This window comes from Rhizobium sp. BK313 (assembly GCF_014193655.1).
In the GTDB taxonomy this organism is placed as follows: domain Bacteria; phylum Pseudomonadota; class Alphaproteobacteria; order Rhizobiales; family Rhizobiaceae; genus Rhizobium.
Genome location: NZ_JACHZQ010000005.1, coordinates 597,093 through 607,535 on the forward strand (window position 1 = coordinate 597,093; position 10,443 = coordinate 607,535).

At 60.0% G+C, this 10,443-nt stretch carries 12 protein-coding genes; 9 read left to right on the forward strand and 3 right to left on the reverse strand.

The window, feature by feature from the left end; all coding sequences use genetic code 11:
* Positions 1 to 197: 197 nt before the first annotated feature.
* From modA to modC, 3 genes are all read left to right on the forward strand, one after another.
* Entirely contained in the window at positions 198 to 995 is a 798-nt protein-coding gene (gene modA / locus FHT86_RS26235; protein ID WP_133708746.1) for a molybdate ABC transporter substrate-binding protein, read from the forward strand.
* Between the two features lie 87 nt (positions 996 to 1,082).
* On the forward strand, positions 1,083 to 1,784 hold the full coding sequence (gene modB, locus FHT86_RS26240; RefSeq protein ID WP_133708745.1) for a molybdate ABC transporter permease subunit: 702 nt from the start codon (positions 1,083 to 1,085) through the stop codon (positions 1,782 to 1,784).
* Complete coding sequence (gene modC, locus FHT86_RS26245) at positions 1,781 to 2,854, forward strand: molybdenum ABC transporter ATP-binding protein (RefSeq protein ID WP_133708744.1); 1,074 nt, start codon at positions 1,781 to 1,783, stop codon at positions 2,852 to 2,854. The genes modB and modC overlap by 4 nt, the downstream gene beginning before the upstream one ends.
* Before the next feature lie 6 nt (positions 2,855 to 2,860).
* Here modC and FHT86_RS26250 read toward each other — a convergent pair whose 3' ends face one another.
* Positions 2,861 to 3,253, reverse strand: coding sequence for a winged helix-turn-helix domain-containing protein (locus FHT86_RS26250; protein WP_133708743.1), 393 nt, complete (start codon positions 3,251 to 3,253; stop codon positions 2,861 to 2,863).
* A 280-nt stretch (positions 3,254 to 3,533) separates the two neighbouring features.
* Between FHT86_RS26250 and rsfS the strand changes: the two genes are divergently transcribed.
* The 6 genes from rsfS (at position 3,534) to FHT86_RS26280 (ending at position 9,536) form a co-directional block, all read left to right on the forward strand.
* Positions 3,534 to 3,980, forward strand: coding sequence for a ribosome silencing factor (gene rsfS / locus FHT86_RS26255; RefSeq protein ID WP_133708742.1), 447 nt, complete (start codon positions 3,534 to 3,536; stop codon positions 3,978 to 3,980).
* A 115-nt stretch (positions 3,981 to 4,095) separates the two neighbouring features.
* Positions 4,096 to 4,578 carry a 23S rRNA (pseudouridine(1915)-N(3))-methyltransferase RlmH gene (gene rlmH / locus FHT86_RS26260; RefSeq protein WP_133708741.1) on the forward strand — a complete coding sequence of 161 codons (483 nt, stop codon included), beginning with the start codon at positions 4,096 to 4,098 and terminating at the stop codon, positions 4,576 to 4,578.
* Positions 4,579 to 4,790: 212 nt separating this feature from the next.
* On the forward strand, positions 4,791 to 6,248 hold the full coding sequence (locus FHT86_RS26265) for a murein hydrolase activator EnvC family protein (protein ID WP_409527625.1): 1,458 nt from the start codon (positions 4,791 to 4,793) through the stop codon (positions 6,246 to 6,248).
* Positions 6,238 to 7,566, forward strand: coding sequence for a S41 family peptidase (locus FHT86_RS26270; protein ID WP_133708740.1), 1,329 nt, complete (start codon positions 6,238 to 6,240; stop codon positions 7,564 to 7,566). Before FHT86_RS26265 ends, FHT86_RS26270 begins: the two co-directional genes overlap by 11 nt.
* Before the next feature lie 226 nt (positions 7,567 to 7,792).
* Positions 7,793 to 8,980, forward strand: coding sequence for a divergent polysaccharide deacetylase family protein (locus FHT86_RS26275; protein WP_133708739.1), 1,188 nt, complete (start codon positions 7,793 to 7,795; stop codon positions 8,978 to 8,980).
* A gap of 16 nt (positions 8,981 to 8,996) precedes the next feature.
* Complete coding sequence (locus FHT86_RS26280) at positions 8,997 to 9,536, forward strand: RNA pyrophosphohydrolase (RefSeq protein ID WP_133708738.1); 540 nt, start codon at positions 8,997 to 8,999, stop codon at positions 9,534 to 9,536.
* Positions 9,537 to 9,579: 43 nt separating this feature from the next.
* Here the strand turns inward: FHT86_RS26280 and bfr are convergent, their stop codons facing one another.
* Together bfr and FHT86_RS26290 are read right to left on the reverse strand one after the other, a co-directional pair.
* A complete protein-coding gene (gene bfr, locus FHT86_RS26285; protein WP_133708737.1) occupies positions 9,580 to 10,065 on the reverse strand; it encodes a bacterioferritin in 486 nt (161 codons plus the stop codon).
* Positions 10,031 to 10,342 (reverse strand): bacterioferritin-associated ferredoxin, encoded by a 312-nt coding sequence (locus tag FHT86_RS26290; protein ID WP_133708736.1) that lies wholly within the window; start codon positions 10,340 to 10,342, stop codon positions 10,031 to 10,033. The genes bfr and FHT86_RS26290 overlap by 35 nt, the downstream gene beginning before the upstream one ends.
* Positions 10,343 to 10,443: the final 101 nt, after the last annotated feature.

Consider the following 10,443-nt stretch of genomic DNA (forward strand, 5'->3'; position numbering starts at 1 on the left):
TATTCCCCTTGGGCGAATCAAGCCATGCATTTCCGTAATGGTAAAACGCACTAATATCCGCTTCAAAGGCAAATCTCTATCAAATTCGTAGGGTTACGCTTGGCGATAACGCTATATTTTTCAAAATATATCCCTAGCCAAGGCTCATCAGCCGTTATATCTCTCCAAATATGTCGACATCTTCCCGGAGAAACATGATGGCTACCAGCCGCCGCCAATGGATCAAGCTTGCAACCGCCGCCCTTTGTGCCGCCTGGCTTGGCATGTCGGTCATTCCGGCGCCGGCGTTCGCCGCCGACAAGATCACCGTCTTCGCTGCCGCCAGCATGAAAAACGCGCTGGATAATATTGACGCCGCCTTCACCAAGGAAACCGGCAAGCAGGTCACCGTCTCCTATGCAGCAAGCGGACCGCTGGCCAAGCAGCTCGAAAACGGCGCACCGGCCGACGTCTTCATCTCCGCTGATACGGACTGGATGGACTATGTCGCCAAGAAAAAACTGATCAAGGACGACAGCCGCACCAACCTGCTCGGCAACCAGATCGTTCTCGTCGCCGCCAAGGACAAGGCCAAGCCGATCGAGATCAAGCAGGGTATGGACCTCGCAAGTCTTCTCGGCGACGGGCGCTTGGCGATCGGCCAGCCGGAATCGGTCCCGGCGGGCAAATACGGCAAGGCGGCGCTCGAAAAGCTCGGCATCTGGTCTTCCGTCGAGAGGAAGGTCGCCGGCGCTGAAAGCGTGCGCGCCGCGCTCGCGCTGGTTTCACGTGGCGAAGCGCCCTACGGCATCGTCTATCAAACCGACGTTTCCGCCGATCCGGGCGTCGCCGTCGTCGGCACCTTTCCGGAAGACAGCCATCCGCCGATCATCTATCCGATCGCGATCACCGCCAGCAGCACCAATCCGGACACGCAGGCCTATTTCGATTATCTGAAATCGGCTAAGGCTGTTCCGTTCTTCGAACATGAAGGCTTCACGGTTCTGAAGCAGTGAGCACCACCGCTCGACCGTAGGCATTCTGTTTGTTTCGACAGGCTCGCCGGACCTCGGCGGGCCTGACATGTCTTTGCGAGGCCGGACTTGGACGCATTGGGTTTGAGCAGCGACGAATGGACGGCGATCGAGCTGAGCCTGCGCGTCTCGACCGTCGCCATGCTGGTGAGCCTGCCCTTCGGCATAGCCGCCGCAATGTTGCTTGCGCGCGGTAAATTCTGGGGCAAGTCGATCTTCAACGGCATCATCCATCTGCCGCTGATTCTGCCGCCCGTCGTTACCGGCTTTATCCTCCTGATCCTCTTCGGCCGGAAAGGGCCGATCGGCGCGTTGCTCGACCAATATCTGGGTATCGTCTTCTCCTTCCGCTGGACTGGTGCCGCACTTGCCTGCGGCGTCATGGGCTTTCCGCTGATGGTCAGGAGCATCCGTCTGTCGATCGAAGCGGTCGATCGCAAGCTCGAGGAGGCCGCCGGAACGCTTGGCGCCAGCCCGCTCTGGATATTCCTCACCGTGACCTTGCCGTTGATCCTGCCCGGCGTCATCGCCGGCATGATCCTTTCCTTCGCGAAGGCCATGGGCGAGTTCGGCGCCACCATCACCTTCGTCTCCAATATCCCCGGCGAAACGCAGACACTGTCGTCGGCGATCTACACCTTTACGCAGGTGCCTGGTGGTGATGCCGGTGCGCTACGGCTGACGATCGTCGCCATCGTCATTTCCATGGCGGCATTGCTCGCCTCCGAATTCCTCGCCTATCTCGCCGGCAAGAGGGTGGATTGGGAATGACGCTTTCTGTCGATATCCGCCACCGACTGGGTGCCTTCTCCCTCGACGCGGCCTTCAGCTCGGACGGCGGCGTCACCGCCCTATTCGGCCGCTCCGGCTCTGGCAAGACATCGATCATCCGTATCATCGCCGGCCTGATCCAGCCCGACCATGGCCGCGTCAGCCTCGATGGTACGGTGCTCTCCGACACCGACGCCCAAGTCTTCGTTCCGCGCCACCGCCGCCGTTTCGGTTATGTCTTCCAGGAAGCCCGGTTGTTTCCGCATCTCTCCGTACGGCAGAACCTGAATTACGGTCGCTGGTTCGCTCTGAAAAGCGAGCACGGCGAAAGTTTCGATGGTGTGGTTGATCTCCTGGGCATCGCAGCGCTTCTCGATCGACGACCCGCAAAACTCTCCGGCGGCGAGAAACAGCGCGTCGCCATCGGCCGCGCCCTGCTGTCGTCACCGCGGCTGCTGCTGATGGACGAACCGCTGGCCGCGCTCGACGAGGCCCGCAAAGCCGAGATCCTGCCTTATCTCGAACGGCTCCGAGACGAAACGAAAGTGCCGATCATCTATGTCAGCCACTCCATCGCCGAAGTGGCGCGGCTGGCCAGCCGTGTCGTCGTCATGCGCGACGGTAAGGTCGAGGCAATGGGGCCGGCGGTCGAGATCTTCAGCCAGCTTTCCGGCCCACAGGCGATCGACCGTCGCGAAGCCGGTGTTCTGTTCGAGGGGCGTGTGGAGCATATCGATTTTGGGCACCGTTTGACCATCGTGGCATTGAAGGCGGCAAAGCTATTCGTACCCGGGGAAGCGGCTGGAGTCGGCAAGACCGTCCGCGTCCACATCCCCGCCCGCGACGTCATGCTGGCGACGGTCCGGCCTGAAGGCCTCAGCGCCCTCAACATCCTCGAAGGCCGGGTGCTTGCCATCGGCACGGCGGCCGACGGCACCGTCGAAGTAAAGGTGGATTGCGGTGGTGACACGGTACTTGCCCGCATCACGCAATTTTCTTCTGAACGGCTGGGGCTGCAGATCGGACTGCCCGTCCATGCGGTCATCAAGACAGTAGCGCTCGAATCGTAGGAGCGATCAGGACTCCGCCCGCGGCTCTGCAACGGCATCGCTGGGGTTGCGATTGGCCTCCAGCCATTCGAGATCACCGGCAATTGCCGCCCGCACCGAACTTTCCATGCCGCGGAATCGCCGCAACAACTCCTCGCCGAACGGCGTCAGCGCAGCGCCGCCACCCTTCTGTCCGCCACGCTGCGATTCGACGACCGGCTCCTGGAACATATGGTTCAATTCGCTGATGAGCAGCCAGGCGCGGCGATAAGACATATCCATGGCGCGTCCGGCAGCCGAGATCGAACCGGTTTCGCGAATATGTTCAAGGAGTTCCATCTTGCCGCGCCCAAGCCGGTCCTGCCCCGAAAAACTGATGCGGAGGATGGGCTTTAGGGACTGTTGCGGAGTTTTGGTCATGGCGTCGGAGCGTTTCGATCTGCTCTTGTGTATACGCGCCCTTCGCTCGCCTGTACATGGGATGCGGACGATTGGTAATGGCGACCGCCCGGTTCTACCTCACCTAGCGTTACCCGAAGCTCACGCCGTAGCCCGCGCCGACAATCACCCATATGTGGTACGAGGGAGCGGGAATTTAATACAAAACCTTGTCTCTACGTCCAATAGATGACGGCGTGCGTCTTGAAACCTTAACGCATTGATGCCTATCTTTGTAGCGTGATCGACTCAGATCACCTATGTGCCTGTTCTGTTACTCAAGGAAGGAAGAGCACTGACAACAGTACACGCCAAGGGAAGAGCGCCTGTCGTTATCCCGAAGAGCCCGGAACGTGGCGCCGATGCCGCTGCCCGCGCCCTGCAAGCCGTCCTCGTAAGCCTCGAGGACTCCAAGGCCGAAAATATCGTCACCATCAACATTGCTGGCAAATCCGCGCTTGGGGACTATATGGTCGTCGTCTCCGGACGCTCGAACCGGCATGTCCTGGCGATTGCCGACCATCTGATCACCGACCTCAAGGACGAAGGCCTGGGCACCGCCCGCGTCGAGGGCCTGGAAGGCGGCGATTGGGTGCTGATCGATACAGGTGACATCATCATTCACGTGTTCCGTCCGGAGATCCGCGAGTTCTACAACATCGAAAAGATGTGGGCTGCACCTGATCTCGATGAGGGCACACTGCACTAACCGATTCCAGGTGTTATTCCCGGTCCCGGTTGGCAGCCTTGAATCGCCGGACATGATGGTCCGGCAGCGATCTATATCTGTGCCGCCATAACGGCGGATATGCTTGGGAGCGGGAATGCGGATAGGTCTTTTTGCCGTGGGACGGTTGAAAACCGGCCCTGAAAAGGATCTTGCGGCCCGTTATCTCGACCGTTTCGCCAAGGCTGGTCCAGCAATCGGCCTCGAACTGGCGCGTATGACCGAGGTCGGCGAAAGCCGCGCATCCAACGGCGAGACGCGCAAGCGTGAAGAGGCCGTCCTGCTGCAGAAAGCGCATCCGGAAGGCGGCGTTCTCATCCTCCTCGACGAGCGCGGCAAGGCTCTGGACAGCGAAGCCTTTGCCGCTTTGCTTGGTACGTACCGCGACCAGGGCAAGCGCGACCTGACGCTCGCCATCGGCGGTGCCGACGGTCTCGATCCCAGCCTTTACGACAAGGCCGACGCCACCATCTGCCTGGGCAAAATGACCTGGCCGCATCAGCTTGTGCGCATTCTGATCGCCGAACAGCTCTACCGCGCCGTCACGATTCTGTCCGGGCATCCCTACCATCGGGCTTGATGTTCCGCTGCCGAGATCGAAACACTCGAAAACAGTTTGGCTTTCGGGTATTTTGCGTTAACGGAACGCTCACACAGGCGTGTTTTGATTCCCGCCGCAAAATTGATGATGCTTTCTGGGTAATCGCAGTAAATCGGCTTGATTTTCACGCGATGTAAAGGGACCAAGCCCAAACCGACTGGATGAGAAAAACCCCGCCCACCCTTTCCCGCCTGTTGCTGCCGTCCTTAGCAGTGTGTTTTGGCATGGGTGTCTATGTTGAAAGTCCGTTTCAGTTTCGGGACATGGCCCTGGCGCAGGAAGATGACGGCGCATCACCCGCGCCAGCGCAGACCCCAGCGCAGACCAAGGACGATCAGCCTGTCGTCACCTCGACCGCACCATCGACACAGCCGGCCGGGCAAGCACCCGACCCGGCCGCCGATCTCGCCCGGAAGCGCGATCAGACGCGCGCCGAGCTGGAGGAATTGTCAAAGACGATCAGCCTCTCCTCCGACAAGACGAAGGCACTGGAAGACAGCATCGCCTCGCTCGACAAAAGCACCGCCAGCCTGCGTCAGGCTCTGATCGACAGCGCTGCCCGCCGAAGGGACATGGACCGCAAGATTCAGCAGAGCGAGAAGACGTTGACCGATCTCGCGGTCAAGGAAGACAATATCCGCAGATCGTTGCACGAGCGCCGCGGGTTGCTGGCCGAAGTTCTCGGTGCACTGGAACGCATGGGCCGCAACCCGCCGCCGGCACTCCTGGTGACACCAGACGATGCGCTTGCTTCCGTGCGCAGCGCCATCCTGCTCGGCGCCGTCGTTCCCGGCATGCGCAAGGAGACGGATAAACTCGTCGCCGACCTTACCGATCTTACCAAGCTGCATGCCGCCACGGCTGCCGAAAAGGCCGATCTCACCGCCACCATGACCAACAGTCTGGAGGAAGAACGGCGCATGGACCTGCTGATCGCCGAAAACGACAAGCACAGCCATGAAAATGCCGAGGAACTGGACGCCGAGCGCAAGCGCTCCGAAGAATTGGCGGGCCAGGCGACCAGTCTCGAAGGCCTCGTCGCGTCGCTGGAAAGCCAGATCGGCTCGGTGCGCGATGCCGCTGCCGCCGCCCGGGCGGAAGAGGCCCGCCGGGAGCAGATGACCGACCAGCAGCGCGACCAGGCCAAGGCCCTGGCCGAAAACGGTGTGCCCGATAAAAACCGCATTGCGCCCGCATATCCGTTTTCCGACCTCAAACAGAAATTGGAGCTGCCTGTGGCGGGTGATATTCTCCGCCAGTTCGGCGACGATGACGGAACGGGACATACGGCGATGGGCATGACCGTCGCGACTGGCCCCGACGCGCTCGTCACCGCGCCTGCCGATGGGACGGTCGTTTACGCGGGCGCGTTTCGCAGCTACGGTCAGATGGTTATTTTGGATACGGGCGACGGCTATCACATGGTGCTGTCGGGAATGGACGCGATCAAGACGCGTCTCGGCAAATTTGTCTTCGCTGGCGAGCCGCTCGCTGTGATGGGCGAAAAAAGAGTCGCGAGCGCGACTGCATTGGCGCTGGAAACGGATCGGCCAACGCTCTACATTGAATTTCGAAAAGATGGGAAACCGGTCGATTCTCGGCCTTGGTGGACCTCCAAAGACACTGGAAAGGCACGCAATGATTCGTAGGGCTTCTCTTGTTCTCGTTGGCGCATTGATGGGTGCGACCGCGATGAGCGTCATCTACACGGCCGTGGTGCCGGCGGAAGCCGCTGGCGCTTCCACGTACAAGGAATTGTCGATTTTCGGCGATGTCTTTGAACGTGTGCGTGCTCAGTACGTAACGCCACCCCAGGAAGACAAGCTCATCGAAGCCGCCATCAACGGCATGCTGACCTCGTTGGACCCGCATTCGAGCTACATGAATGCCAAGGACGCCGAAGACATGCGCACCCAGACCAAGGGTGAATTCGGCGGTCTCGGCATCGAAGTGACGATGGATAACGACCTGGTCAAGGTCATCACCCCGATCGACGATACGCCCGCTGCCAAGGCCGGTGTTCTCGCCGGCGACTACATCACCGCCATCGATGGCCAGTCTGTACGCGGCCTGAAGCTGGAAGACGCCGTCGAGAAGATGCGCGGCGCCGTCAAGACGCCGATCAAGCTGACGCTGATGCGCAAGGGCGCCGACAAGCCGATCGAACTCACGATCATCCGTGATGTGATCGCTGTTGCCGCCGTGAAGTCGCGTGAAGAAGGCGGTGACGTCGGTTATCTCCGCATTATCTCCTTCACCGAAAAGACCACGCCGGACCTTGAGGCCGCGATCGCCAAGATCAAGAAGGATATTCCGGCCGATAAGCTGAAGGGCTATGTCCTCGACCTGCGCCTTAATCCGGGCGGCCTGCTCGACCAGGCGATCAACGTTGCCGACGATGTGCTGGAGCGCGGCGAAGTCGTCTCCACCCGCGGCCGCAATCCGGACGAAACCCGCCGCTTCAACGCCGGCCCGGGTGACCTGACCGACGGGAAGCCGATCATTGTGCTGATCAACGGCGGTTCGGCTTCGGCTTCGGAAATCGTCGCCGGTGCCTTGCAGGATCTGCGCCGTGCCACCGTTCTCGGCACCCAGTCCTTCGGCAAGGGCTCCGTGCAGACCATCATCCCGCTTGGCGATGGCAACGGTGCGCTGCGTCTGACGACAGCACTTTATTACACGCCATCGGGCCGTTCGATCCAGGGCACCGGCATCACGCCTGACATCAAGGTCGACGAGCCGCTGCCCGACGATCTGAAGGGCAAGCTGGTGACCGAAGGCGAATCCAGCCTGCCGGGCCACATCAAGGGCCAGAGCGAAACCGACCAGGGTTCCGGCTCCGCCGCCTATGTGCCGCCGGATCCGAAGGACGATGTTCAGCTCAACTACGCGCTTGACCTATTGCGCGGCGCAAAGACGGACCCGTCCTTCCCGCCGAACCCGGAAAAGGCAGTTTCCGCGAAATAAGGAAACGGCGCCGGGCTGGAAACAGACCCGGCGCTTTCATATCCGGAGCGAGGTGATTTATCTCATCTCGCTCTAACTATTTGAATAAGTGCGATCTTATTCGAAATCCATTTTGGATCATGCTTGGGTTTTTTGAATACGGAGCATCCTCTCCGCTTTGATGGCTGCACATGAAAGCGGAATGCTCTGGGGGCGGACAGCTTCCCGCTTGGGGTGGATACGGACTTTGGGAACGGATTTGCATGCACCGCTGGGCCAGAACCGCGGCCCTGGCCGCAAACGGCGTCATCCGCCCTTCGGGCGCATCCTTGCCGGCTTCTGCCTGATCGCGATCGCCAGTTTTTCCCTCTATTCGGCGCTACTGCGCGATAACCTTCAGAAAACTCCACCTGTCGAGACAGCCGAGAAGACCACACCACCGCCGGCGGCGGTGGCCGAAAAGCCGGCCACCAACAATCAGACGGGCCTGACACAGGTCGATCCGCAGTCCGGGGCCGATACGCATCGCATCGTCACCAGCGATGGTTCTGTCGTGACGATGTTCAGTCCGAACTCGCGTGACGGCAACGGCCCAGTGCTGATAAACGCCAATCAGGTCGGTCAGGATCCGCGCATGGCGGCAACGCCGAACGACAGCCTGCTGGAGGACTCGCCCTTCGGCAAACTGCCGATCACGGCGCCGAGCGGGCTGAGACCGATGGACCAATATGCGAGGCCCTGGTCCGGCGCCCGCGGCACGCGCGTTGCCATCGTCGTCAGCGGCCTCGGCCTCAGCCAGACCGGTACGCAACGCGCCATCGAGAAGCTGCCCGAGGAGATCACGCTCGCCTTTGCCGCCACGGGCAATAGCCTGCAGCGCTGGATGCAGGAGGCGCGGCGCGGCGGCCATGAAATCCTGCTCCAGGTGCCTTTCGAACCGTTCGACTATCCCGGAAACAATCCCGGACCGGATACCCTGTTGACCTCGCAGCCCGCGGCCAAGAATATCGAAGACCTGCACAAGGCCATGGGCGAGATCACCAATTATACCGGCGTGATGAACTATCTCGGCGGACGGTTTCTTTCGAATGCCGACGCTATGGAGCCTGTCATGCGCGATATTGGCAAGCGCGGCCTACTGTTCCTTGATGACGGCTCCTCGGCGCAGTCCAAATCCGGCACCGTCGCCAAGGCGCTGGAGGTGCCGCATGCTTTTGCCGACGTACAGCTCGACGGAGAATTGCAGCAGGATGCCATCCTGAAGAAACTTGATGAGCTGGAACGCATCGCACGCCGCAACGGTTCGGCGATCGGCGTTGCGGCCGCTTTCGACGAGAGCGTCGATGCCATCAGTAAATGGAGCGAGGAAGCAGCCATGCGCGGTATCGAGATCGTTGCCGTCTCCGCTCTCGCCGACGACCCCAAACATCCCTGAGCCTTAGAGGATAACCATGAGCAAGAGCCATCAACCCCTCAGAGCTGAAGACCTGCCCTATCGTCCCTGCGTCGGCATCATGGTGCTCAATCGCGAGGGGTTGGTCTGGTCCGGTAGGCGCATTCCGATCGGTAATTCCGAATATGATGGCTCGCCGCAGCTCTGGCAGATGCCGCAAGGCGGCATCGATAAGGACGAGGACCCGCTGGAGGCGGCCTATCGCGAGCTCTACGAAGAGACCGGCATGAAGACCGTGACGCTCTTGGCCGAAGCGAAGGACTGGATCAACTACGATCTGCCGCCGCAGTTGATTGGCATCGGCCTCAAGGGAAAATTCCGCGGCCAGACCCAGCGCTGGTTTGCCTTCCGCTTCGACGGCGACGAAAGCGAAATCGCCATCAATCCGCCGCCAGGCGGCCACGAGCCGGAGTTTGACGCCTGGGAATGGAAGCCGATGGCGGAGCTGCCCGGCCTGATCGTCGCCTTCAAACGGTCGGTCTACGAACAAGTCGTCGCCGAATTCCAGCATCTGGCGGGTCTGGAGACCGACGACTGATCGCAGTCCGGCCGCCTTTCGGCGGCCGGTACAAAAACCCGAATTATTCCGCAGAATCAGCCGAATCGGCGTTGAGCTGGCCGTATTTGGTCTCGCCGATCTTTTCAAGCAGGCCGATCTGGGTTTCCAGGAAGTCGATATGGCCTTCCTCGTCCGCAAGCAGCTCTTCGAAGAGCTTCATCGAGACATAATCGCCGGCGTCATGACAGATGTCGCGCGACTTCTTGTAGGCCGTGCGGGCATCATATTCGCCGGCGAGATCGGCTTCCAACACTTCCTTGACATTCTGACCGATGCGCAGCGGCGCCAGCGTCTGCAGGTTTGGATGTCCCTCAAGAAAGATGATCCGAGCGACGAGACGATCGGCGTGATGCATCTCTTCAATGGATTCCGCACGTTCCTTCTTGGCAAGCTTGGTATAGCCCCAATCTTCCAGAAGCCGATAATGAACCCAATATTGATTGACTGCACCGAGTTCGAGAAACAGCGCCTCGTTAAGCCGCTCGATGACTTTTTTGTCGCCTTTCAATGTCCGCTCTCCTATTTTCTTCGTGGAATTTTTTCAAGCGTGACATGAAATCAAATATTTCCGCCTCCGTCGAGTGGCGGCGGGCATGATAGTCCTCGGTCGTCTGGATAATGATGTCGACAACATTCGGGAAACAGCCGCAGCAACGGCCGCGTTTCGACATGGCGTGATAGACCTTGGAGGGGACGATGAGCTGCCAACAATCCTGATCGAGGAGCTCGGTGATGACCTCCCGGATTTCTTTGTCGGTGATGTAATTACAACTGCAAACCAGCATTCTTCGCTCAGCCCGTCAAACATGACATCTGCTGTCTTGTTATCTGCGAAAGAAGACGGTCTTTGTCAAGAAAGAATCGATTCATTTTTTATTGAGCCAAA

Bases quoted from the DNA above. Each gene is read 5' to 3' on its own strand.
- FHT86_RS26270 (WP_133708740.1), top strand. From the start codon at position 6,238: ATGATTCGTAGGGCTTCTCTTGTTCTCGTTGGCGCATTGATGGGTGCG.
- FHT86_RS26250 (WP_133708743.1), bottom strand. From the start codon at position 3,253: ATGACCAAAACTCCGCAACAGTCCCTAAAGCCCATCCTCCGCATCAGT.
- modA (WP_133708746.1), top strand. From the start codon at position 198: ATGGCTACCAGCCGCCGCCAATGGATCAAGCTTGCAACCGCCGCCCTT.
- modC (WP_133708744.1), top strand. From the start codon at position 1,781: ATGACGCTTTCTGTCGATATCCGCCACCGACTGGGTGCCTTCTCCCTC.
- FHT86_RS26290 (WP_133708736.1), bottom strand. From the start codon at position 10,342: ATGCTGGTTTGCAGTTGTAATTACATCACCGACAAAGAAATCCGGGAG.
- rlmH (WP_133708741.1), top strand. From the start codon at position 4,096: ATGCGGATAGGTCTTTTTGCCGTGGGACGGTTGAAAACCGGCCCTGAA.
- FHT86_RS26280 (WP_133708738.1), top strand. From the start codon at position 8,997: ATGAGCAAGAGCCATCAACCCCTCAGAGCTGAAGACCTGCCCTATCGT.